The organism is Nocardioides sp. P5_E3 (assembly GCF_054049275.1).
On the sequence record NZ_JBFUMR010000010.1, the window covers coordinates 100,161 to 123,576 of the forward strand.

Genomic DNA, 23,416 nt, shown 5'->3' on the forward strand with positions numbered 1-23,416 from the left:
TACGTCGAAACGTGGGCCAGCGGTGCGCCAGCCACATTCCGACGGCGGGGAATGTGGCTCACGCACCGTTCAGCCGAGCTCCCAGGGGGCGGGGATCGGGAAGTACTGCTCGAGGAACTCGTGGAGCAGGCCGTCGGCGCGCTCCTCGTCGAAGGCGGCGAGGAGGTTGTCGGCGATGCAGAAGAAGTCGCGGTCGCGCCGGAGCATCTGCTTCAGCTGGACGGGCAGCTGCTGGTGGCCGAGGTCGACGTAGCCGTGGTGGGCGCCGGAGCGGAAGGCCTGGCCGGTGATCAGCCCGTAGGTCTGCGCGAAGGACGACAGCATCGACAGGTCGGTCTCGGAGCGGAACGGCGCGTGCGTGGTGCGCTCCACCTCGGCCGGGAAACGGGCGGCGATCTCCTCCAAGGTCGTACGCCGCTGCGGGTGCGGGCTGTGCATCATCGTGTGGGTCAGCGCCACCCCGAACGCGTCGGCGAGCACGCGGCGGTTGTTCTGGGCCGCGGTCAGGTAGGGCCGGTCGTCGGTGCCGGGGAGGCCGATGGCGCGGTGGTCGGCGACGAAGGCGGCGTACTGGCCACCGGGGCGGAAGAAGTGCTCGGGGCGTCGCGGCCGGCCGAGGAAGACGTCGTCGTTGACGTAGACGAAGTGCTCGGCGAGGTCGGGCACGGCGTGCAGACGGGTCTCGATCGCGTGCGAGCTGAACGTCGGCAGCGCCGACTCCGGCAGGATCTCGCGGTGGTCGACGACCCGCACGCGGTCGTGCGTCGTGTCGAGCCAGGAGGGGACCTGGCCGGCGGTGACGAGGTGGATCCGTCGCACCCACGGCGCGAAGAGGTGGATGCTGCGCATCGAGTAGCGCAGCTCGTCGCGGCTGCGGTAGCGCGAGGCGCCCCCTGCGCGGGCGCTCGGGGTGCCGCCGAGCTCGCGGATCCGCTCGTCGCGGGCGGTGAGCCAGGCCTCGTCGTCGCCGTCGACCCAGGTGTAGACGACGTCGACGTCGAAGCGGCAGTCGTCGATCGTCGGGAGCGCCATCACCTCGAGGGTCGGCACCTCGACGTCCTCGACCTTGGTGGTGGTGCGGGGCGTGCCGGCCGGCACCCGGTCGCCGTAGCGGTTCGGGCCGGGCGCGAGCAGGTCGCCGTCGGGCGACTCCTCCCAGAACTGCACGCCGACCTCGACGCCCTCGCCGAGCACGCCGTCGTGCCCGCCGCGCATCGGCCACGGCTCGAGGAACAGCGTCGCCGTGCGGGCGCGGGCGAGCTCGTCGGTCATCACCGCGACGGTGCCGCGGCGCTCGGGCCAGCCGCGCTCGGCCGGGTCGCGCACCGACAGCCAGTCGGGCACCGGTCCGGAGGCCAGCGCGGACAGGAAGGCGCCGCGGCGTGACGACGGGACGACGACCACCGGGTGCCGGTCGAGCCCGCGGGCCGGCACCACGAACCAGCCCTCGCCGGTCGCGGCGGCCGCGGACGTCAGCGCCCGCAGTGACGTCGTACGTGCCTGGGCGGGGGTGACGCCCGCGGCGCCGGTGGTCTCGGGCAGGTCGCCGAGCGGACCGGGGCGGAGGCCGTGCAGCACCCGGCGCGGGGCGAGCGGGTCGGCACGGCGCGCGACGGCGGTGCGGAAGGTCTCGACCCACTGTCGGGCCAGCACCCCGCCGTCCCAGCGGTGCGAGCGCTCCAGGGCGGCGGTGCCGATGCGGCTGCGCAGGTCGTCGTCGGTGGCGATCCGGAGCATCGCGGCGGCGAGGGCCGCCTTGGACGCCGGAGGCACGAGGAGCCCGTCGACGTCGTGGGTGATCATCTCGCGGGGGCCCGACGGGCAGTCGTACGACACCGGGGGCACGCCCGCCGACATCGCCTCCTGCAGGACGAGCGGGTAGCCCTCGCCGCGGGAGGCGAGGACGGCCACGCTCGTGCGTGCCCACTCGGCGGCGAGGTCGTCGGTCGAGCCGGGGAGGTGGACGCGGTCCTCGAGCCCGAGCTTGCGCACCTGCGCGGCGAGGTTGTCGGCGCGAGGCCCGTCGCCCCAGATCGTCAGCGTCCAGCCCGGCAGCTGCTCGTGGATGCGCCAGAAGGCGTCGACGACGTGCTCGAACTGCTTCTCCGGAGCCAGTCGGCCGGCCGTGACGAACGTCTTCTGGTCGAGCGGGGAGCGCTGCTGCGGGTGCGAGGGCAGCGGATTGGGGATGACCTGCAGCTCGGGGGCGGCGCCGCCGAGGCGTCCGGCCAGCCAGCGCGACATCGACTCGGTCAGCGAGACGACGACGTCGGCCCGCGGGGCGAACTGCAGCAGAGCGCCGAGGTCGTTGACTCGGCTCGAGGAGGCCCGGTGCTCCTGGTGCACCAGCGCGATGTCGGCCGGCGCGAGCTGGGCGACCACTGCGAGCAGCTCCGGTGTGGTGGTGACGAGGACGTCGGCCTCGATGCTGCCGAGCGCCTCGCGGGCGGCGGCGTCGGTGAGGGCGTTGTAGAGCGCGTCCCAGCTGCGCGGCACGATCGTGGACTCGCGCTCGGCGAGCTCGGCCGGGTGGTCGCCGGAGACAGCGACGGGACGCTCGGGGCGTACGTCGACGAGGTAGGTGACCTCGAGACCGTCGGCGAGCGGGTAGTGGGTCTCGTCGCCGCTGCGCGTGATGCTGAGGATGCGGACGCGGTGACCCTCGCCGAGGCCGAGGAGGGCGTTGGCCTGCTCGATACCGGAACGCGCGGTGCCGCCCATCCCGTCGGCGTTGAAGAGGACGTAGACGACGTCGAGCGGCCCGTCGCGGCGCGCCCGGCGCATCGCGGAGCGCACCTTCCCGCCGAGCCTGTCGGTCAGTGCCACGTGGTCCTCAGTCCTGTCCGGGAGCGGGTCGCCACGATCCTAGGGGGAGCAACACCGGCCGATAGGGTGACCCGCATGCCGACGTCCTCCACCCCGCTCGTATTGGTGTCTGGTTCCGGGCGCAGCGGCACGAGCTCCCTCGCCGGCACCCTGAAGCGGCTCGGCCTCCACGTGCCGCAGCCCGAGGTCGAGGCGTCCGAGACCAACCCGCGCGGGTTCTACGAGCCGCAGTGGGTCATCGACTTCCACAAGCGCCACCTCAAGGAGCTCGCGCTCTTCAACATCGACAGCCGCCCCGCCGCCGTCGACATCGTCGCGCGCTACGTCGGGACCGGCCTCCCGACCGGTGAGCTGCACGAGTGGCTGTCCGGCCAGCTGGCCGAGCACGACCAGGCGGGTGACCAGATCGTGGTCAAGGACCCGCACGCGTTCTGGTTCGCCCAGGTGTGGGAGGTCGTGAGCGCCGAGCTGGGCGCCGACCTTCGCTGGCTGACTGCGCTGCGCCACCCCGCCGAGGTCGTCGGCTCCCGCGACATCGCCTACCTCTCCAGCCAGTCCGAGGAGCTGCGGCTCACCAAGGAGACGTCCAACGTCGCCGGCTGGGTGCACGCCGCGCTCCTCACCGAGCAGGCCGGCCGTGGCTCCAGGCGCTCGTTCGTGAGGTACGTCGACCTGCTGGCCGACTGGCGCGCGGCCCTCGCGCCCGTCCAGCAGCAGCTCGAGCTCGACTTCAACGCCGACCTCGCCGCCTCTCCGGAGCACCGGGACCACCACCCGGTCGACGACTTCATCGAGCCCTCGATGCGCAAGTCGCAGCTCACCTGGGACGACGTCCGCACGCCCGACTGGCTGCGCGACATGGCGGAGGAGGTCTGGCAGCTGCTCGGCGTGCTCACCACCACGCCGCACGACGTCGACACGCTCGCGCGGCTCGACGACATCCACGAGGACTACCGCACGCGCTACGCCGACGCCGTCGCGCTCACCTTCGACCACACCAAGGCCGAGTCGACGCTCGCCGGGCGCCAGGCGCGCGACGCGCAGCGGGCGACGGTGCAGCAGCTGCGCCGCGACCTCGAGAAGGCCCGGCGGGCGCCCGAGCCCACCGTGGGCGGCCGGGAGGCGGCCGCCATCCTCCGCCGCGCCGTCGTACGCCGCGTCACGCGCCGCTGACCCTCTCCGGCTCAGACGCCGGTGACGCCCTCGCCGGAGCCGGAGGCCTGCTCGTCGAAGTTCTCGTGCTCGATGAGGTGGAGGACCGGGACGCCGAGCTTGCGGCGGGCGCGGGAGGTCCAGTCGACGTGGAAGAACTCCGCCACCACGTGGGAGCGGGTCAGGATGATCGCCTCGCGGGCGTCGACCGAGGTGACCAGCGCGGCGAGGGCGTCGACCGGCGGCTCGGACGTGACCTTGCCGGTCGCCTTCCCGCCGGCGTCGTGGATCGCGAGGAGCGTCTTGTGCAGGTCGGAGGAGGAGTTCTCCTCGCACTCGCGGCGCAGCGCCTCGATGTCGACGTCGTTCATCGCCAGGGCCGGCGCGGCCATCAGGTCGCCGGCGCCGAGGGTGCCGAGCGAGGCCTCGATGCGGGCCGCGGCGTCCTCGAGCGGCAGCAGGACGTGGTAGACGACGGTGTCCTCGATCTCGGCGTGCAGCGAGCGCACCTGCTTCGCGTCCGCGGCCGTGAGGGCCTGCTCGACGAGGAGCACGACGTCGTAGGTGCCCTCCCCGTCGTGGATCGAGTCGTCGGGGATGTCGGTGTGGTCGGTCATGACTCGCCTCCGGGTTCGGTACTGAGAATTCTAGTGAGGTCGTAGCCCGCCGGCTCGTCGAGCTGGCCGTAGCCGCAGCTCTCCGGGTCGCGGTCGGTGCGCCACCTCTTGAAGTGGGCGGTGTGCCGGAACCGCCGACCCTCCATGTGGTCGTACTTCACCTCCAGCACCCGCTCGGGGCGCAGGGCGGTGAACCCGAGGTCCTTGCCGGCGCTCCACCGGCTCTGGGTGCCGGGGACGCGGTCGGGGTTGGCGGTGAGGAACTCGTTCCACCGGCCCCACGGGTGGTCGGCGATGTCGCAGACCAGGGGCTGGAGCTCGTGCCAGAGCTCGGCGCGCCGAGCGGCGGTGAAGCTGGCCGAGACGCCGATGTGCTGCAGCTCGCCGTCGTCGTCGTACAGGCCCAGGAGGAGCGAGCCGATCAGCGGCTCCTCGGGGGTCGAGGTCTTGTGCTCGCGGTAGCCGGCGAGGACGACGTCGGCCGTGCGCTCGTGCTTGATCTTGAGCATGGTGCGCTTGTTGGGCTCGTACGCCGACCCGAGCGGCTTGGCGACGACACCGTCGAGCCCTGCGCCCTCGAACTCCTCGAACCACCGCTCCGCCTCGGCGGGGTCCTCGGTGGTGCGGGTGAGGAAGCACGGGCCGCTCCCGTCGAGGTGGCCGAGCGCCTCGACGAGTGCGGCGCGGCGCTCGGAGAGCGGGCGGTCCATGAAGGACTCGTCGCCGAGCGCCAGCAGGTCGAAGGCGACGAAGCCGGCCGGTGTCTCGACCGAGAGCTTGTCGACCCGGCTCGCGGCGGGGTGGATCCGCTCCTGGAGGGTCTCGAACTCCAGCCGCCACCCGTCCGGTCCCTGCAGGCCGACGAAGATCTCGCCGTCGAGCACGATGCGCTCGGGCAGCTGGCGGCGTACGGCCTCGACGACCTCGGGGAAGTAGCGGGTGAGCGGCTTGGTGTTGCGGCTGGCGAGCTCGACCTCGTCGCCGTCCTTGAAGACCAGGCAGCGGAAGCCGTCCCACTTGGGCTCGAAGCTCAGGCCGCCGTGCTTCGCCGGGTCGGGGACACCGCTGACGCTCTTGGCGAGCATCGGCTGCACCGGCGGCATCACGGGAAGGTCCACACCACGAGCCTAGTGGGGCACGCCGCCCGTGCGGTGCGTCAGCCCGCAGGGGCGGCGTGCCGCGCGTCAGGCGACGCTGCCGGCCCGCCGGCGCCCGACCACGAAGGCCAGGACGAGCGCGACCAGCACCCCGATGACGGGCGGGACGAAGAACCCGGTCTCGTTGGCGGCGTACGCGAGGGCGCTGGCCAGCGCGTAGATCCCGAGGTTGACCCAGTGGAACGGCTCGACCGGGTGGCCCTCGGGCATGCCGGCGCGCCAGCGGGCGAGGTAGTCGCCGATGATGACGCCGCCGAGGGGCGGGATGAACACGCCGAGCAGGACCAGGTAGTCGACGAGGTGGTTCTGCACCCCAACAAGGGCCAGCACGGTGCCGATGATCGAGCCGCCGACCACGAACGGCAGCTTCGACGGCTTCTCGAAGAGCTCGGCGCCGGCGACACCGAAGGCGTAGGCGGTGTCGGCGTTCGACTTCCACAGGTTGCCGAAGAGGAGGAACAGGCCCCACCCGACGAGGCCGAGGTTGTAGAGCACCAGGACGAAGTCGCCCTCGCCGAAGGTCATCGCGCCCGTCGCGCCGAAGAAGATCATCAGCCCGTTGCCGATCAGGAACCCGATCGCGCATGCGAGCACGGCCTGGCCTCCGGTCCGCGCGAACCGGGTCCAGTTGGGTGCCTGCGTACCGGCCGAGACGAACGTCCCGACGACGGTGGTGATCGCCACCGACCAGGTCATCGTGGCGTCCGGCTCGACCTGCGCGAGGCCCGACCAGCCACCGACCTCCTCGAGCGAGCGCAGCAGCACCCAGAAGGCGAGCACCAGGATCAGGGGCGTGGAGATCGCCGAGACCCAGAACATCCCGCGGTAGCCGTAGCAGGCGGTGAGGCACATCAGGGCGCTCGCGAGGATCATCACGGTGGCACGAGCCGGGTACGACTCCCAGTCCAGCGCCTGCGCGGTGAGGTCGCCGATGGTGCCGATGACGACGCCGTACCACCCGATCTGGGTGCCGCCGAGCAGGATCGAGGCGAGCTTGGCACCCCGCTGGCCCAGCACGTAGCGCGACATCACGACCGTGGTCAGGCCCGTGCGGGCGCCGATCCAGCCGAGCACCGCGACGTAGACACCGAGCACGAGCGAGCCGAGCAGGATGACCTGGACCAGCTCGGAGAGCGTGAACGCCGCCCCGAGCTGGGCTCCGGCGAGCATGGTCGGGGTGAAGACGGTGAACCCGAGGAGCACGACGGCGAGCGAGATGAAGGACTTGCGGGCGTGCCGGGGGACCGGGGTGACCGGGTAGTCGGGATCGATGACCTCGGTCGTGGGGGACGTGGTGGCGCTCAGTGGGGTGTTCATGCCTCCTCCCCGATGTCCTCGGCCCACAGCTCGGGCTTCTCCGCGATCATCGTGTCCATCAGTGACTTGCACGTGGCGTCGTCGGCCACCACGAGCTCGACCCCGCGCGAGGCCAACCACGACTCGGAGGCCTCGAAGGTCCGGTTCTCCCCGATGACGATGCGCGGGATGTCGTAGAGCACTGACGTGCCGGCGCACATGAAGCACGGCGAGAGCGTCGTGTAGAGGGTGCTGGCCCGGTAGACGCGTGCCGGGAGGCGGCCGGCGTTCTCGATGCAGTCGGTCTCGCCGTGCCGGATCGCCGAGCCCATCTGGACGCGCCGGTTGCGGCCGACGGCGAGCACCTCGCCGTCATGGACGAGCGCAGCGCCGATGGGGATGCCGCCCTCCTGCCACCCGATCCTGGCCTGCTCGATCGCGAGGTCGAGGAAGGTCTGCTCCGCTGTGTCGATCATCGCCTGGCCCTTCGTCCGTCGTGCCGCTCCCGCCCGTGCGGGTGTGTCCCGGCTCACACCACCAGAGCAGCGGTGCACCTGGCAACGGACACCTCGACCGTCCAGCACCACTAGTCTCTTGACACGTTGTCCGTACACGGAGGTGCTGCGTGCTGATCCCGCTGTCCGACGTGCTGGCGCTGCCGTCCTTCCGGGCGGCCGGCGCCCAGGTCCTCGCGGGGCGCCCCGAGGGTGTGCTGGTTCGCTGGGTCCACTCCTCCGAGGTCTTCGAGATGGGCGGGCTGCTGGCCGGGGGCGAGGTGCTGCTGACCACGGGTCTCGGCCTGCACGGACGCACCTCCGAGCACCTGACGGCGTACGTCGAGCAGCTCGCCGACGCCGGGCTGGCGGCCCTTGCGCTCGAGCTGGGGCGGACGTTCTTCGAGGTACCGGCCGCCATCCTCGAAGCGGCCGGGAGACGCCAGCTGGTGGTGCTCGGCCTGCGCCAGGTGGTGCCCTTCGAGCGGATGGTCGAGGACTTCCACGAGCTCGTGGTCCGCCAACGCGCCCACGCCGGCGGGGGAGCGGGCTGGGGCGACCTCGCGCAGGTGGTGATCGACGGGCGGGGCCTGCGGGCGCTGCTCGACGAGGTGTCGCGGGCGGCGGGCAGCGAGGTGGAGCTGCGCGACCGCGACGAGCAGCTCCTGGAGCGCAGCACGATCGTGTCGGTGGCCGAGGACGCCGAGGTGGTCGAGCCGGTGCGGGGACCCGCGGGCGTGGTCGGCACGCTGCACGTCCTCGGCACGGCGACCCGGCAGCGCCGCCGGGCGGCCGCGCAGGGTGCGGTGGCCGTGGCGCTCGAGCTCGGCCGTGCGGGTTCGCTGGGCCAGCGGCCGGGCCCGAGCCAGTCGCTCGTCTCGGACCTCTGCGCGGCGAGCCCGATGCCCGGCAGCGAGGTGACCGACCGGCTGGCCGACCTCGGCTGGCCGCCGGCGGACGGCCGCGGCTGGCAGCCGATCGCGGTCGCCGTCGAGCCGGGAACGGCGCTGACCGACGTGGTGCCCGCCCTCGAGCAGGCATTCCGCACCGTCTCGACCCCGGTGCTGGCCGGGATCGCGGGGAGCCGGGTCGTCGCGGTGGTGCGTGGCTGGACCCGTCCCGGCCTGGCCAGGACGGGACTCACCGAGGCGCACGCCGAGCTCGCCCGACGCCTGGGCGTCGGTGGGTCCGGCGACGTCGGTGCCGCGGCGCCGGCGCTGCTGGTGGCCGGGCCCCTCGTCGGTGACCCGGCCGAACTCGGTCCGGCCCTCGGCACCGCCCGGGAGCTGCTCGAGCTCGCCCGACGCACCGGTCGACGCGACGGCGTGCTGCTGGCCCGGGACCTCGCCGCGTCGCACCTGCTGTCCTCCGTCGGGCCGACGGCCTGGGCTGCCGTGGCGGAGGAGCAGGTCGGGGCGCTCATCGCGCACGACAGCCGGCACCGCACCGAGCTCCTGCGGACCCTGGACACCTACCTGACGCTCGGCACGTCGAAGGCTGCGGCCGCGTCAGCGCTGGGCATCCGTCGGCAGTCGCTCTACGACCGGCTCGAGCGGATCCAGCGGCTGCTCGGCGTCGAGCTCGACGACGCGGACCAGCAGCTCGGGCTGCGCCTCGGGGTGCTGGCCTGGCGCCTGCGCACCGGCATCGACCCCCGGGTCGGCTTCGGGGGCTGAGCGGTCCTACTCGTCGCCGGTGAGGGAGAACGAGCGCAGCCGGTCGCCGGCGAACCAGGCCCCGACGACCGTCACGACGAGGCTGGCGATGATCGCGTAGCCCAGGTTGGCGGGGTCGGGGAGGGCGCTGGAGATCTCGTGGCCGATGCGCAGGCCCCACTGGCCGATGCTCAGCCAGGCGATGCCGCTGAAGAGGTTGCCGAGCAGGCTCTCCCAGATCAGCACGAACATCAGCGACGCGATGACGGCGTGCCGGGTGACCGCGGAGATGGCGAGGAAGAGCGCGGAGTACGCCGTCCCCGCGACGACGGCGCCGACGAACAACGCCACCGCCCGGGTGCTGTCGCCGGTGATGAGGGCGGCGACGAGGATCGGCAGCGCACCGGCGGCCAGGGTGGCGCCGAGCGCCACCAGCCACTTGCTGATCGCGATGCCGTAGCGGTTCACCGGCTTGGAGAGCAGGTAGACGATCGAGCCGTCGTCGACCTCGGGGCCGAGGACCGACGACGCCGCGAGGATCGCGACGAGCGGGAGCACGAGCGGGTAGCCGAGGTTGGGCAGCACCTCGTAGGCCGCGTCGCCGTCGACCAGCGCCGTGACGAGCGCGACCAGGCCGATGAGCAGCACCGGGAAGGCCAGCAGGAGGAAGAAGCGGCGTCGGCCCAGCAGTGCCTGCAGGGCGAGCTTGGCAATGGTCGTGTTGATCATCGGGCCACCAGGTAGGCGAAGACGCTCTCCAGTGACTCGTCGCTGGGGGAGAGCTCGAACAGGGTCACGTCGTGCTGCCGGGCCAGCCGGGGGAGGTCCACCGCGAAGCTGCCGAGGTCACCGACCTGGACGTCGAGCTGGTCGCCGCGCAGGCTGACCGAGCGCACCGACTCCCGCGCCATCAGCACGGAGGCGAGGACGCGGTTGTCGCTCGACTGGACGGCGTACTGCACCGGCCGGTCGGTCATCAGGCGGCGGATCGCGCCGAAGTCGCCGGAGGCGGCGTGCCGGCCGGAGACCACGACCTCGATGTGCCGGGCGAGCCGCTCCACCTCCTCGAGGATGTGGGAGCTGAAGAGGACCGTGCGCCCCTCGTCGCCGAGCCGCCGCAGGAGGTCCATCAGGTGCATCCGCTGGCGCGGGTCGACGCCGTTGAACGGCTCGTCGAGCAGCAGGACCGTCGGGTCGTGGACCAGCGCCGCCGCGATCTTGACGCGCTGGCGCATGCCTTTGGAGTAGGTGTCGAGGCGTCGGCTGGCCGGCTCGACCATGTCGACCACCTCGAGGATCCGCTCAGTGGCGGCGGCCGCCTCGCGCAGCCGGTGCAGGTCGGCGTTGGCGCGGACGAACTGGCGGCCGGTGAGGTAGCCGAAGCTCAGCTCGCGCTCGGGCACGAGGCCGATCTGGCGGTAGGTCTCGGTGTTGCGCCACACCGGTTGGCCGTCGAGCGTCACGTGGCCGGCGGACGGGGCGAGGAAGCCCGACATCATCGCCATGAGCGTGGTCTTGCCCGCACCGTTGGGGCCGAGCAGACCGGTCACGCCGGGCCCGATGGACAGCGAGACGTCGTTGACCGCGACCACGTTGCCGAACCAGCGCGACGCGGAGTCGAGGACGAGGGTGCTCATCGCGAACCCACCTTCCGGAAGCGGGCGACCAGGCCGAGGAGGCAGCCGGCGGCCAGCAGCACCGCCACGATGGCGTACGCCGGCACCCACGCGCCGTCGACCGGCACCGGGGTGTCGACGCCGGCGTCCCAGGCGTTGGCGAGGCCGTTGTAGAGGGACCACGGGGAGAGCAGGCCGACGCCGACCGAGACCGACTCGCTGTCGCCCTCGTAGTAGGCGATGTTCTGCATCACGGTGACGATGCCGGTGAGGACGATGAGTGCCATCACCGAGCCGACGACCGCGAAGCCGCGCCGCAGGGACACCGACGAGATCAGCCCGCTGACGCCGGCGACCATCATGGCGAGCAGGACCTGCAGCGCGATCGCCTTGAGCACCGACGTCGTCTGGTCGCTCTTGTCGAGCCCCGCCAGCATCGCGCCCGCGAAAAGCACCACGGTCGGGATCGCGGTGAAGAGGAAGATCGCGAGGGTCAGCGAGAACCAGCGGACGAGCGCGAAGACCGGTGCCGCCAGCGGGCGGGCGAGGTAGAGCACGATCGAGCGGTGGCGCAGGTCGCGGGAGAACAGCACCGGCGCCTGCGAGGCCGCGAAGAGGCTCACGAGCAGCTGCGTCTGGTTGGTGTAGTCGGCGTAGGACACCGGGAGCTCGCCGAGGCCGGTGAGCACGACGACGCCGACGACGATCGTGGCCGGTAGCAGCGACATGGCGAGCAGGAGGAACGGCATCACCTTGGACTTGCCGGACCGCCCGAGGCCGTAGGCGTGGCGCAGGCCGGTGACGAAGAGGTTGCGGGCGATCGCCGGGGTGCCCTCACGGACGCCGTCGAAGTGGCGGTAGCCGAGGTCGTGGATGACGCCGGGACGGCCGGCGTCGGGGGTGAGGTCAGACACGGGTGCCTCCTTCGAGGAAGACGTCCTCGAGGTGGTGCCGGTCGGGCTGGAGGCGCATCAGGCCCAGGCCGAGGTCGGCGGCGACGTCGCGGATCAGGTCGTGGACGGCTCCGCCCTCGGCGAGCTCCGGCGGTGGCGGGTCGATCGCGACCATCGCCCCGCGGGGACGGCAGGTGAGCCCGCGCTGGGCGAGCGCCTCGCCGAGCCGGTCGCGCTCGGCCTCGGTGCCGACCACCTCGACCAGCAGGCTGCCGGTCCGCTGCAGGAACTCGCCGGTGGCGCTGCTGCGCAGCAGGTGGCCGCCGTCGAGGACGATGACGTGGTCACTGACCTGCTCGAGCTCGCCGAGCAGGTGGGAGGTGACGAGGACGGCGATCCCGAAGTCGCTGCCGATGCGCTGCACGAGCCGCAGCATGTCGGTGCGGGCGGCGGGGTCGAGGCCGTTGGTCGGCTCGTCGAGGAAGACGAGCCGCGGGTCGTGGACGAGCGCCTGGGCCAGCTTGGCGCGCTGCTTCATGCCGGTGGAGTAGCCGCCCATCGGCCGGTAGCGCTCCTCGTCGAGGCCGACGTGGCGCAGCACGTCGGCGGCGCGCTCACGGGCCGCCGACGCCCCCAGGCCCGACATCCGCGCCATGTGGACGACGAAGTCGCTGGCGCTGACGTCGGGCGGCAGGCAGTCGTGCTCGGGCATGTAGCCGACGAGCCGTCGGATCTCCTGGCTCTCCTGCTCGATGTCGTGGCCGAGCACGCGTGCGTGCCCGCCCGTGGGCTCGAGCAGGCCCAGCAGGATCTTGATCAGCGTCGACTTGCCGGCGCCGTTGGCGCCGACGAGTCCCGTCACGCCCTCGCCGACGTCGACCGTGAGGTCGGTCAGCGCGTGGACCGTCCCGTAGTGCTTGGTGAGCCCGGCGGTCGAGATGACCGGCGGATGCCCCATGAGTTCCCCCGTCACGACCGCCACGCTAGCGGTGCCGGGCGCCACCCGGCATCAGGGATCGCCCGGATCCGTGTGGAGGTGTCGTGAAGATCGGGCCGCTCTCGCCTGCGTCATACGAAGCCGGACGCATGGGTGCGGGTCTGTATGACGCTCGGCCGCTGGCTGCCGTCTGCGTCATGCGAAGGCGTACGTATGACTGGAGGTTCGTATGACGCTCGGCCTCATTGGCAGCCCCGCCGAGGCGGGCTCCAGGCTTGGGCGCACATTCCCCGGTCGGTCTGCCGGGCATTGGCAGCCCCGCCCGAGCCGGGCCCTAGGCTTGGGCGCACATTCCCCGGTTGGTCTGCCGGGCATTGGCAGCCCCGCCCGAGGCGGGCCCTAGGCTTGTGGGCACATTCCCCGGTTGGTCTGCCGGCAGGGCCCGCCTGACTTTGAATCAGGACTAGCGACGTAGGTTCGACTCCTACCCGGGGAGCTACATCTCGAACACCAGGCGGGCGGGCACCTGGCCGGCGAGGACCTCCTCGAAGCAGGCGTTGACGTCCTCGAGTCGGCGGCTCTCGGTCACGACCCGGGTCAGGCCGCGGGCGTGGAGGTCGAAGCACTCGGCCAGGTCGTTGCGGGTGCCGACGAGCGAGCCGATCACCGAGATGCCCTTGAGCACGGTCTCGAAGACCGGGAGCTCGAGCCGGTCGTCGGCCGGGAGGCCGACGAGCACCAGGCGGYCGTTGGGGTTGAGGGCGGCGTGGGCGGCGCGCATCGCGGCCGGCGAGGGCACGGTCACGAGGGCGACGTCGACGCCGCCGATCACCTCGAGCTCGGCCTGCTGGTCACCGCGGGCGTCGACCACGTGGTCGGCGCCGAGGTCCTTGGCCAGCTGCAGCTTCTCGTCGTGCACGTCGACCGCGACCGTGCGCGATCCGAAGACGCGCGCGTACTGCAGGCCCAGGTGCCCGAGGCCGCCGATGCCGACGACCATGGCGGTCTCGCCCGGCTGCGGCGCAGCGACCTTGAGCGCCTTGTACGTCGTCACCCCGGCGCAGGTCAGCGGCGCGGCGTCTCGCGAGGACACCGCGTCGGGAACGGCGACGACGTGGCTGGCGTAGGCGACGGCGTACTCGGCGTAGCCGCCGTCCATCGTGTAGCCCATGTAGGCGGGGGTGGTGCAGTAGGTCTCCCAGCCGGCGACGCAGTAGCGGCAGTGGCCGCAGGCGTGACCCAGCCAGGGGAGGGCGACGCGCTGCCCGATCGTGACGGGGAGGTCACCCTCGCCCACGGCCTCGACGACACCGACGCCTTCGTGGCCCGGGATCAGCTGCTCCTTGGGCTTGACCGGCCACTCGCCGCGAGCGGCGTGGATGTCGGTGTGGCACAACCCGCAGGTCTCGATCTTCACCAGCACCTGGCCGGGACCGGGCTCGGGGACCGGGACGTCGCGGATCTCCAGCGGAGCTCCGAGCGTGGGGACGACGGCTGCCTTCATCATTCTCTCCTCGATGCGTTGCGGACGGGTACGGCGATGAGCAGGGCGCCGGCCAGCAGGGTCAGGCCGGCGAGGACGAAGAGGGCCGCGACCACGGCGTTGACGACCGGGAGCTCGGCCCCGGTGGAGACGTCGGCCGAGACGCCGCGGGTGCCGTCCGCGCGCATGAGGACGACGGTCCAGTCGCCGCCCTGGAGGTCCCAGGTGAGCGTGGCGTCGGTGCCGGTCGCCTGCGCCACCCAGAACGTCTGGTCGGTCGGTCCGGTCGCGGGGGCACCCCCGTCGGTGGTCTCCAGGACGGCGTTGCCGGCCCGGAACTCGCTCAGGGTGTCGCGGGAGACGTCGCCGAGGTAGCCCTCGACGTCGGACGTCGCGGCGACGCCGACGAACAGCGGCTCACCGGTGTCGGACCGGGCGTGGATCCGGACGTCGCCGAGCCACACTGACGGCACCCAGGAGGGCGCTCCCTCCGTGTCGATCTTCGCGTCCTCGGACGTGATGGCGAACGTGTCGCTGGCGAGCACCGTCGTGGGGGTCATCAGGAAGCCGTCGTCGCGCTCGGTGGCGCCGATCAGGGCCAGGGTGCCGCCGGCGCCGGCGAACGCGAGGCCCATGAGCACGAGCAGGGAGCCGACCACCGCGGAGACGACGCGGCCGGCCGTCCAGCCGCTCCGGCCTCCGGGGCCGCCAGGGGTGCCGGGTGCGCCGGGACGTGCGTACTGGGGCATGGCCGGGGGAGGGATCCCGGCCGCCGGGTCGACCGGTGGGAGCACGGCGGCGTGTGGCTCGTGGCCGCCCATGTCGAGGCGGAAGGGCGGGTACTCGTCGGTCATCAGCGAGACGTAGCCGGCGACGCGCAGCACCCAGCGGTTGATCCCCAGGACCAGGTCGAAGACCTGCTGCGGGTAGCGGCCGGTGAACAGCAGCACGACCCCCGCGACCAGGACGAGCACGCCGAGCAGGCTGATGCTGACCCAGGTCTTGTCGCCGGCGCCGCCCACGCCGTACGCCACCCCGCCGGTGACCAGCGCGATGATCAGGAAGTGGGGGATGGCGAGCAGCCACCACTTCACCAGCACCAGTCCGCGAGAGAGCCGTTCGGGGTGGTCGACGGACAGGTGGGCGGGGTAGTCGGGCACCTCCGCGAGCGTGAACGGCGGGTAGCGGTCGGTGCCGAGCGTGTAGCAGTAGTAGGAGACGCGCCAGCTCCAGCGCATCACGCCGACGTTGAAGTCGAAGATCGCGCGGGGGTAGCGGCCGGTGAACAGGATCGCGAAGAACGCCACCACGCTCAGCACGGCGAATCCCAGCCACAGGAAGGCGAGCACCACGTAGTGGGGGACGGCGAGCAGCCACTTCACCAACCACAGCCCGCGGTTCAGGCCGGGATCGAGGTCGGCGTCGACGTGCACCGGGTACGTCGCGTGAGCGGTCGAGGTGGTCATGACGAGTCCTTCCTCCGCGGCGCCCGGGCCCGTGCGTGACGAGGCCCTGGGAGCCGCTTCCTCCCTTCGATCGTCCCGCCGCGGGGAGGAGGCGGGGAGGGCCGAACGGCACCTGTTCCCGGCACCTGCCCGGGACCTACGGCCCTGTTGGGTGCTGGGCGGGGGAGTGAGACTCGAACCTCCAGACCCCCAGGAGGCTCCCCCGTGATGACCAGTGCGCCAGCCCCACGCCCGTTCGACTCCGTCCGGGTGGTGGTCGAGGACGTCCCCGAGCTCGACGACCTCGTGCGGGAGGCCGCGCACCGCGCGCTGGAGTCCGATCGTGCGCTCGAGCTCGTCGAGGCGGCCGTCCCCCTGCGCGACCACGCCGCCCGGGCGCGGGTGATCAGGTGCATGGACGAGGCGCTGGCGGTGGCGCGGCTCACAGCGCCCGGCGTCCCGGTCCGCGTGGGCTCCCCGATCGAGCTGCCACGGCCACGTCACTCCCCGTGACCGGCGTCGCGGAGGTCAGCGTCGAGCCGGTCCCCCTGCACCGGCTCGAGCCGCTCCTCACGCCCGAGCGCATCGAGCGGCTCGAGACGTACGTCGCCGCGGCGCGGGAGCTGCTCGAGGGGCGCGTCGTGTGGAACGTCAACTCGACCGCGCGCGGCGGCGGCGTCGCGGAGATGCTGCGCACCCTCGTGGCGTACGCGGCCGGCACGGGGGTCGACATCCGCTGGCTGGTGGTGGGCGGTGACCCCGAGTTCTTCGCCGTGACCAAGCGGATCCACAACAGGCTGCACGGTGTCCCCGGTGACGCAGGGAGGCTCGACGCCGCCGCCCGGGCGACCTACGACGCAACGCTGGCGCGGCAGCGCGAGGAGGTGGTCTCGCGGGTGCAGCCCGGTGACGTGGTCCTCCTCCACGACCCGCAGACGGCCGGGCTCGCCCGGGCCCTGCGTGAGCGCGGCGCGCTCGTGGTGTGGCGCTGCCACGTCGGCCTGGACGAGCGCAACGAGTGGACGCGGGAGGCGTGGGGCTTCCTGCGGGAGCTGGTCGAACCGGCGCAGGCCTGCATCTTCTCGCGGGAGTCGTTCGCGCCGGACTGGGTCGACCGGCGGTGGCTGCGGGTGATCCCGCCCTCGCTCGACCCGTTCAGCCCGAAGAACGCGGACCTCGACCCCGGTGAGGTCGAGGCCCTCGTGCACCGGGCGGGGCTGGTGGTCGAGGGAGCACCGCTGCCCACGGTCGGCCGGGTCGTGCTCCAGGTCAGCCGCTGGGACCGGCTCAAGGACATGGCGGGCGTCCTCGACGCCTTCGCCGAGCACCTCGACGAGCTGCCGTCCGACGTGCACCTGGTGCTGGCGGGCCCCGCGACCGACGGCGTCGCCGACGACCCCGAGGCTGCCGCGGTGCTGGCGGAGTGCCGCGAGCAGTGGCGCTCGCTCGCCGCGCGGGTCCGCGACCGGAGCCACCTCGTGTGCGTGCCGATGGACGACCTCGACGACAACGCACGGGTCGTCAACGCGCTGCAGCGCTGGTCGACCGTGGTGGTCCAGAAGAGCCTCGCCGAGGGTTTCGGCCTCACGGTGACCGAGCCGATGTGGAAGGGCAGGCCCGTGGTGGCCTCGGCGGTGGGCGGGATCCGGGACCAGATCGAGGACGGCGTGAGCGGCGTCCTCCTCGCCGACCCGCGCGACGGCGCCGCGCTCGTGGCGGCGCTGTCGGCCCTGCTGGACGACGCCGACCGGCGCCGCGAGATGGGCCGTGCCGCCCACCTGCGCGTCCGCGACCACTACCTCGCCGACCGGCACCTCATCCAGTACGCCGAGCTCTTCGCGCAGCTGGCGGGCGAGGGGTGATCACGCCCGGCCGGTGGCCGCGCGCCAGGTGGTCGCGCTCATCGCGACCCGGCCACGAGGCCGGCGTCCCACCCCGGCGCCCGGCCGCCGGCCGGCGGGCCGACCCGGGACAGGTCGTGGCCGCTGCGGACGAGGAGCCACGACGTGAGCGAGTTCGAGTTCCACATGTCGCCGGTGTGCTGCTCGTCCAGCGCCCAGGTGGCGGTGCGGAATCGCGGCACCAGGGCGAGCACCCGCTCCGCGTGCCAGGCGTCGTCGCTCATCCGCACCGGGCTGTCCACCGCCTCGTCGACGTCGGGGATCCGACCGCCCCGCCAGCACCGCACCTCGTAGCGGAACCAGCGGGACCGGCCGAGCCACCTCAGGCCGACCGGCCCCTCGGCCACCACACCCCGCTCCGGCTCGGGCGTGTTCCAGACCGGCGCCATCTCGACGACCCAGCGGTCGCGGCCGAGGCGGACCTCCAGCGCGGAGTGGTAGAGGTCGGCCGCCCGCCGGTGCTCGCGGCGCGCGACGAGCGCCTCGAAGACCCGACCGTTCAGCCGCACGCACCGCCCGCCCGCACCCAGAGGGAGCCAGTACAGGTCCACGCACGACACGTCGTCGCCACCCCGCAGCGGCGTGCTCCCGGTCATGGCGTCCTCCTCGACGCCAGTCGACCGCGCACCCGCCGCGCGCGGTAGGGCCCAACGTCCCGCGCTTCCCGCGGCCGGAGCGAGCGATGACAGACTGCGGCCATGGACAACCTCACCGTCATCGTCCTCGCCGCCGGCGGCGGCACCCGCATGAAGTCGAAGACCATGAAGGTGCTGCACCCGATCGGCGGGCGCTCCATGATCGGCCACGTGCTCCACGCCGTGCAGGCCGTGGAGCCGACCAGCGTCGTCGCGGTGGTCGGCCACCAGCGCGAGCAGGTGGGTCCGCACATCACCGATCTGGTGCCGTCGGCGGTGCTCGCCGTCCAGGAGACGCAGGACGGCACCGGGCACGCCGTACGCGTCGCGATGGAGGCGTCCGGCACGACGACCGGCACCGTGATCGTGGCGGCCGGCGACACCCCGCTGCTCGAGGGGGAGTCGCTGCGCGCCTTCGCCGAGGAGCACCACGCCGCGCAGCGGGCGGTGAGCATCCTGAGCGGCCGGCTGGCCGACCCGTTCGGCTACGGCCGGATCGTCCGCAACCACGAGGGTGACGTCGAGGCGATCGTCGAGGAGAAGGACGCGACGCCCGAGCAGCGCGAGATCGACGAGATCAGCTCCGGCATCCTCGCCTTCGACGCGGAGTTCCTGGTCTCGGCGCTGGCCCGCATCACCAACGACAACGCCAAGGGCGAGTACTACCTCACCGACGCCGTCGGCCTGGCGCGCGAGGACGGGCTGACCGTCGGCGCCCACCTCATCGACGACGTCGCCCAGACCGCGGGCGCCAACGACCGCGCCCAGCTGGCCGACCTCGGCCGCGAGCTCAACCGCCGCATCGTCACCCGCTGGATGAAGGACGGCGTGACGGTCATGGACCCGGCGACCACGTGGATCGAGGCGGACGTGGTGCTCGAGCCCGACGCCACGATCCTCCCCGGCACGCAGCTGCTCGGCGCGACCGTCGTGCGCGAGGACGCCGTGGTCGGGCCCGACACGACGCTGAAGGACTGCGAGGTCGGCGCCGGGGCGCGCGTCGTACGCACCCACGGCGAGCTCGCCGTCATCGGCGACCAGGCCTCGGTCGGGCCGTTCGCCTACCTCCGGCCCGGCACGCAGCTCGGGGTGAAGGGCAAGATCGGCACGTTCGTCGAGACCAAGAACTCCACCATCGGCGACGGCGCCAAGGTGCCGCACCTGTCCTACGTCGGCGACGCCGAGATCGGCGAGGGCACCAACATCGGGGCCGGCACGATCTTCGCCAACTACGACGGGGTGGCCAAGCACCGCACCGTCGTCGGGCGCCACGCCAAGACCGGGTCCAACAACACCTTCGTCGCACCGGTCGAGATCGGCGACGGAGCGGGCACCGCAGGCGGCACCGTCGTACGCCGGAACGTGCCGGCCGGCGCGCTGGCGGTCAGCAGCGCCCCGCAGCGGAACCTCGAGGGCTGGTCGGAGTCGAAGCGGCCCGGCACGGCGCAGGCCGAGGCCGCGCGAACGGCGCGTGAACAGCAGGAGACGCCCGACCAGTGACCCCGGGGTTGGTGGTGGCCGGGATGTGGGTCAGACTTCTGTCCAGCACCTCCGAACGAGCCTTCCCCCGAGGCTGACCAGGACAGCGAGGAGTCGCGTCGCGTGACCGGAATGAAGCGGACCACCGAGAAGAACCTGATGGTCTTCAGCGGCCGGGCGCACCCCGACCTCGCCACGGAGGTCGCCGACCTCCTCGAGTGCGGGCTGGTGCCCCAGGACGCGCGGGCGTTCGCCAACGGCGAGCTCTACGTGCGCTACGAGGAGTCCGTGCGCGGCTGTGACGCCTTCGTGCTCCAGAGCCACACCGCTCCGATCAACGAGTGGATCATGGAGCACCTGATCATGGTCGACGCGCTCAAGCGGGCGTCGGCCAAGCGGATCACCGTGGTCATGCCGTTCTACGGCTACGCCCGCCAGGACAAGAAGCACCGCGGCCGCGAGCCGATCTCGGCCCGCCTGGTCGCCGACCTGTTCAAGACCGCCGGCGCCGACCGGCTGATCACCGTCGACCTGCACGCCGACCAGATCCAGGGCTTCTTCGACGGTCCCGTCGACCACCTGATGGCGCTGCCGATCCTCACCGACTACGTCAAGCAGAAGTACGGCGACCAGCAGCTCGCCGTCGTCTCGCCGGACGCCGGCCGGATCAAGGTCGCGGAGCGCTGGTCGGCCCGCCTCGGCGGCGTGCCCCTGGCCTTCATCCACAAGACCCGCCGGATCGACGTCGCCAACGAGGTCGTCGCCAACCGCGTGGTCGGTGAGGTGAAGGGCAAGATCTGCATCCTGACCGACGACATGATCGACACCGGCGGAACGATCGTGAAGGCCGCCGAGGCGTGCATGGCCGACGGCGCCGCCGGCGTGATCATCGCCGCGACCCACCCGATCCTGTCCGACCCCGCCGTCGACCAGCTCAAGAACTCGTCCGCCGTCGAGATCGTGGTCACCAACACGCTCCCCGTGCCGCCGGAGAAGCAGTTCGACAAGCTCACCACCCTCTCGATCGCCCCGCTCATCGCCCGGGCGATCCGCGAGGTGTTCGAGGACGGGTCCGTCACGTCGATGTTCGACGGTCATGCCTAGGTCGACGGCGAGGAACGAGCCGGCTGCCGTCAAGGCATGAGATCGAGTAGCCCTGCCGCTGAGCCTGCGAAGCGGTGACGGGCGTATCGAGATCCGCGTGAACGGTCTCGATACGCCTCGCTCGTCCCTCGCTCGGCTACTCGACCACCGAGGAGGGCCTGCTCAGAGCGTCCGGTCGAGGTCGTCGAGGGAGTCGTTCCACGAGCGCGCGAGGACGGTCGGCACGTCGCCTTCGAGGGCGGCGGCGACCGCGGCGCGCAGCTCGCGGCGTACGTCGACGGGGAGCGGCAGGATCGGGAAGGCATCACCGATCACGTCGCCCATCGCCTGGCCGGAGCGCCGGGCGAGGGCGAGGCCGTCGGTGACGTAGCGCTCGAGGTAGGGGCGGACGAGGTCGGCCTGGTCCCAGCCCCAGAACCCGCTGCCGACGGCGTCGAACTCGTGGCTGCCCAGCTCACCGCCCATCAGCTGCGCCCAGGCGGCTGCCTTGGCCTCCGGCGTGGGTACGACGGCGCGCGCGGCGAGCGCGGCGTGGTGGCCGGAGACCGACTTGTCGCGCTGCTCCTCGGGGCCGATCCACGAGTCATCACCCAGCTCGGCGAGCCTCTGCACGGCCGCCCAGCGGACGCTCTGGTCGACGTCGGCGCCGCCGAGCCAGTCGACGAGGAAGTCGCGGTCCGCGCTGATCCGGGCGAGCACGCGTGACGCACCGGCGGCGAGGGCCGGGTCGCCGCCCTCGACGGCGCCGCGAGCGATGTCGGCGATGACGGCGAGGTGGCCGGCGGCCTCGTCGGGCGAGGCGTAGCGGCGGGTGACCGACTGCAGCGCGCGCATCACGCCCTCGAAGACCAGCGGGTGGGTCTCCGGGCGCAGGTGGGTGTCGGCCAGCGCGACGAAGTCGCCCGCCGGGACGACCTGCGACTCGCAGAGGTCGACCGCGGTCCACCACAGCATCGCCCGGGTGAGCTGCGACTCGATCGAGGAGAGGCCGCCGGTGATCGCGGCCCACGACTGCTCGTCGGGGCGGACCACCGCGAAGGTCTCGTCACCGGAGTTGGGCACGACGACCCGGCCGGCGAAGTCCTCCAGCCGCACCGGCTCGCCGCCGAGGTGCACGTCGCGGGAGTCCACGAGCCGCATCGCGTCGTCGTACGCCGACACGGTGATGCGGTGCGACCGCGAGCCCTCGCGGGTGAGGACGGGCACGCCGGCCTCGTCGCGCGTGACCCGCAGGGTGTCGAAGCCGGTCGAGCGCAGCCACGCCTCGGCCCAGCCGCGCACGTCCTTGTCGGTGGCGGAGTCGAGCGAGTCGAGGAACGCGGCCAGGTCGGCGTTGCCGAACGCGTGCGCGGTGAGGTGCTTGTTGACCCCGGCGAGGAAGTCCTCGTCACCGAGCCAGTGCCCGAGCTGCGCCAGGGCGGAGTTGCCCTTGGCGTAGGTGATCATGTCGAAGTTGGCGAAGGCCGTGTCGACGTCGACGATCTTGTCGGTGTCCTCGGCGATCGGGTGCGTCGAGCGGCGCCGGTCGGCGCGGTAGCCCGCCGGCTTGCGGGTGATCGCGGCCGACGTCCACGCGTCGGTGTAGCCGGCGGCCACGCCGGCGACGTCGTAGCCCATGAAGTCGGCGAAGGACTCGTTGAGCCACGAGTCCTCCCACCACTTCATCGTCACCAGGTCGCCGAACCACATGTGGGCCATCTCGTGGGCGATCGTCGAGGCGAGCCACTCGCGCTCGAGCTCGGTGGGCGTGCCCTGCGTGAGCGCCTGGTCGCGGAAGACCACGCACCCGGGGAACTCCATCGCACCCCAGTTGAGACCGGGCGCGAAGACCTGCTGGTAGTCGGCGTAGGGGTACTCCGGCTCGAAGATCGTCGTGTAGTGCTGGAAGCAGGCGCTGGTGATGCGCTTGAGCTCCTCGGCGTCACGCTGCAGCTCGCGCCCCTGAGACGCCCGCGCGTGCCAGCCGAACGGCAGCGTGCCGCCGGGCGCGGGGGCGTACGGCTCGTCCCACGTCACCGAGACCCAGGGGCCGCCGACGAGGGTGAAGAGGTACGACGAGAAGGGCGGGGTGGTGCCGAAGGCCCAGACGTCCGCGCCCTCGCCCGACGTGCGCGCCTCGAGCGGGCCGTTGCCGAGCACCGTCCAGTGCGACGGCGCGGTGACGGTCAGGGTGAACGTCGACTTGATGTCGGGCTGGTCGAAGCAGGGGACGACCTTCTGCGCGATGTCCATCGAGGTGTGGGCGCAGACGTAGCGCTCGCCGTCGGCCGGGTCGATCGTCACGGTCATGCCGTCGCCGTCGGTGACGTAGGGCATCCGCGCGGTGACCCGCACCGTGTTGGACGCGGCCAGGTCGGTCAGCGCGATCCGCCCGTCGGCGTACGGCGCCGGGCTGCCGTCGAGGGTCACGTCGGTGCCGCCGTTGAGCTCGAGGAACGTCGAGGCCCCCGGCTGCGTGCAGCCGAAGGAGATCGTCGCCTCGACGCCGAAGTCCTCGGTCGATGTCAGGTCGAGGTGGAGCTCGGTGTGGACGTCGGTCAGCAGGACGGCGCGCTCGCGCGCCTCGGGGAGCATCAGGGGCACCGGGACACCCTAGTGAGCAGTCCATGGGCGGCGCCTCCCAGTTCGGTGCCGGCGACGCTCGCCGCGATTCGACCTCGCACCCGCACCGGGTCTAGGGTTCACGGGTTGCCTCGGCGAGGGAGCCCGCACGTCAGGACTCCGTG

General features: G+C 72.4%; 19 protein-coding genes and 1 tRNA gene. 7 read left to right on the top strand and 13 right to left on the bottom strand.

What is annotated here, in order from left to right:
• Positions 1-69 precede the first annotated feature (69 nt).
• On the bottom strand, positions 70-2,826 hold the full coding sequence (locus ACXJKB_RS08370) for a stealth conserved region 3 domain-containing protein (protein WP_457187264.1): 2,757 nt from the start codon (positions 2,824-2,826) through the stop codon (positions 70-72).
• 75 nt (positions 2,827-2,901) lie between these two features.
• Here ACXJKB_RS08370 and ACXJKB_RS08375 point away from each other — a divergent pair, with 75 nt between their 5' ends.
• The gene (locus ACXJKB_RS08375) at positions 2,902-3,999 is read left to right on the top strand and encodes a sulfotransferase family protein (protein ID WP_457187266.1); all 1,098 of its coding nucleotides are present in this window, start codon (positions 2,902-2,904) and stop codon (positions 3,997-3,999) included.
• Between the two features lie 11 nt (positions 4,000-4,010).
• On the opposite strand, the gene ACXJKB_RS08380 is transcribed toward ACXJKB_RS08375, so the two are convergent.
• The 4 genes from ACXJKB_RS08380 to ACXJKB_RS08395 form a co-directional block, all read right to left on the bottom strand.
• Positions 4,011-4,595 carry a hypothetical protein gene (locus ACXJKB_RS08380; RefSeq protein WP_457187268.1) on the bottom strand — a complete coding sequence of 195 codons (585 nt, stop codon included), beginning with the start codon at positions 4,593-4,595 and terminating at the stop codon, positions 4,011-4,013.
• Positions 4,592-5,713 (bottom strand): ATP-dependent DNA ligase, encoded by a 1,122-nt coding sequence (locus ACXJKB_RS08385; protein WP_457187269.1) that lies wholly within the window; start codon positions 5,711-5,713, stop codon positions 4,592-4,594. The genes ACXJKB_RS08380 and ACXJKB_RS08385 overlap by 4 nt, the downstream gene beginning before the upstream one ends.
• Before the next feature lie 66 nt (positions 5,714-5,779).
• Entirely contained in the window at positions 5,780-7,069 is a 1,290-nt protein-coding gene (codB, locus tag ACXJKB_RS08390; RefSeq protein WP_457187271.1) for a cytosine permease, read from the bottom strand.
• Positions 7,066-7,524, bottom strand: a complete 459-nt coding sequence (locus tag ACXJKB_RS08395) for a nucleoside deaminase (protein ID WP_457187273.1) — start codon at positions 7,522-7,524, stop codon at positions 7,066-7,068. Before ACXJKB_RS08395 ends, codB begins: the two co-directional genes overlap by 4 nt.
• A 149-nt stretch (positions 7,525-7,673) precedes the next feature.
• Here ACXJKB_RS08395 and ACXJKB_RS08400 point away from each other — a divergent pair, with 149 nt between their 5' ends.
• Positions 7,674-9,218, top strand: coding sequence for a PucR family transcriptional regulator ligand-binding domain-containing protein (locus tag ACXJKB_RS08400; RefSeq protein ID WP_457187275.1), 1,545 nt, complete (start codon positions 7,674-7,676; stop codon positions 9,216-9,218).
• A gap of 6 nt (positions 9,219-9,224) precedes the next feature.
• On the opposite strand, the gene ACXJKB_RS08405 is transcribed toward ACXJKB_RS08400, so the two are convergent.
• The 4 genes from ACXJKB_RS08405 to ACXJKB_RS08420 are packed head-to-tail and all read right to left on the bottom strand — an operon-like array spanning position 9,225 to position 12,679.
• Complete coding sequence (locus ACXJKB_RS08405; protein ID WP_457187277.1) at positions 9,225-9,926, bottom strand: ABC transporter permease; 702 nt, start codon at positions 9,924-9,926, stop codon at positions 9,225-9,227.
• Complete coding sequence (locus tag ACXJKB_RS08410; protein WP_457187279.1) at positions 9,923-10,834, bottom strand: ABC transporter ATP-binding protein; 912 nt, start codon at positions 10,832-10,834, stop codon at positions 9,923-9,925. The genes ACXJKB_RS08405 and ACXJKB_RS08410 overlap by 4 nt, the downstream gene beginning before the upstream one ends.
• On the bottom strand, positions 10,831-11,727 hold the full coding sequence (locus tag ACXJKB_RS08415) for an ABC transporter permease (RefSeq protein WP_457187281.1): 897 nt from the start codon (positions 11,725-11,727) through the stop codon (positions 10,831-10,833). The genes ACXJKB_RS08410 and ACXJKB_RS08415 overlap by 4 nt, the downstream gene beginning before the upstream one ends.
• Positions 11,720-12,679 carry an ABC transporter ATP-binding protein gene (locus tag ACXJKB_RS08420; protein WP_457187283.1) on the bottom strand — a complete coding sequence of 320 codons (960 nt, stop codon included), beginning with the start codon at positions 12,677-12,679 and terminating at the stop codon, positions 11,720-11,722. The genes ACXJKB_RS08415 and ACXJKB_RS08420 overlap by 8 nt, the downstream gene beginning before the upstream one ends.
• A gap of 381 nt (positions 12,680-13,060) precedes the next feature.
• On the opposite strand from ACXJKB_RS08420, the gene ACXJKB_RS08425 reads away from it, so the two are divergent.
• Positions 13,061-13,139 (top strand) — tRNA-Gln (locus ACXJKB_RS08425).
• On the opposite strand, the gene ACXJKB_RS08430 is transcribed toward ACXJKB_RS08425, so the two are convergent.
• Together ACXJKB_RS08430 and ACXJKB_RS08435 are read right to left on the bottom strand one after the other, a co-directional pair.
• A complete protein-coding gene (locus tag ACXJKB_RS08430; protein WP_457187285.1) occupies positions 13,140-14,147 on the bottom strand; it encodes a zinc-dependent alcohol dehydrogenase in 1,008 nt (335 codons plus the stop codon).
• Positions 14,147-15,592 carry a DUF4389 domain-containing protein gene (locus ACXJKB_RS08435; RefSeq protein ID WP_457187287.1) on the bottom strand — a complete coding sequence of 482 codons (1,446 nt, stop codon included), beginning with the start codon at positions 15,590-15,592 and terminating at the stop codon, positions 14,147-14,149. The genes ACXJKB_RS08430 and ACXJKB_RS08435 overlap by 1 nt, the downstream gene beginning before the upstream one ends.
• Before the next feature lie 207 nt (positions 15,593-15,799).
• On the opposite strand from ACXJKB_RS08435, the gene ACXJKB_RS08440 reads away from it, so the two are divergent.
• Together ACXJKB_RS08440 and ACXJKB_RS08445 are read left to right on the top strand one after the other, a co-directional pair.
• A complete protein-coding gene (locus ACXJKB_RS08440; protein ID WP_457187289.1) occupies positions 15,800-16,084 on the top strand; it encodes a hypothetical protein in 285 nt (94 codons plus the stop codon).
• On the top strand, positions 16,081-17,433 hold the full coding sequence (locus tag ACXJKB_RS08445; RefSeq protein WP_457187291.1) for a glycosyltransferase: 1,353 nt from the start codon (positions 16,081-16,083) through the stop codon (positions 17,431-17,433). Before ACXJKB_RS08440 ends, ACXJKB_RS08445 begins: the two co-directional genes overlap by 4 nt.
• A 38-nt stretch (positions 17,434-17,471) precedes the next feature.
• Here the strand turns inward: ACXJKB_RS08445 and ACXJKB_RS08450 are convergent, their stop codons facing one another.
• The gene (locus tag ACXJKB_RS08450) at positions 17,472-18,068 is read right to left on the bottom strand and encodes a hypothetical protein (RefSeq protein ID WP_457187293.1); all 597 of its coding nucleotides are present in this window, start codon (positions 18,066-18,068) and stop codon (positions 17,472-17,474) included.
• Positions 18,069-18,170: 102 nt separating this feature from the next.
• Between ACXJKB_RS08450 and glmU the strand changes: the two genes are divergently transcribed.
• Entirely contained in the window at positions 18,171-19,607 is a 1,437-nt protein-coding gene (glmU, locus tag ACXJKB_RS08455; RefSeq protein WP_457187295.1) for a bifunctional UDP-N-acetylglucosamine diphosphorylase/glucosamine-1-phosphate N-acetyltransferase GlmU, read from the top strand.
• A gap of 111 nt (positions 19,608-19,718) precedes the next feature.
• Complete coding sequence (locus ACXJKB_RS08460; RefSeq protein ID WP_457187297.1) at positions 19,719-20,690, top strand: ribose-phosphate diphosphokinase; 972 nt, start codon at positions 19,719-19,721, stop codon at positions 20,688-20,690.
• A 162-nt stretch (positions 20,691-20,852) separates the two neighbouring features.
• Here ACXJKB_RS08460 and pepN read toward each other — a convergent pair whose 3' ends face one another.
• Complete coding sequence (gene pepN / locus ACXJKB_RS08465; RefSeq protein ID WP_457187396.1) at positions 20,853-23,264, bottom strand: aminopeptidase N; 2,412 nt, start codon at positions 23,262-23,264, stop codon at positions 20,853-20,855.
• Positions 23,265-23,416 lie beyond the last annotated feature (152 nt).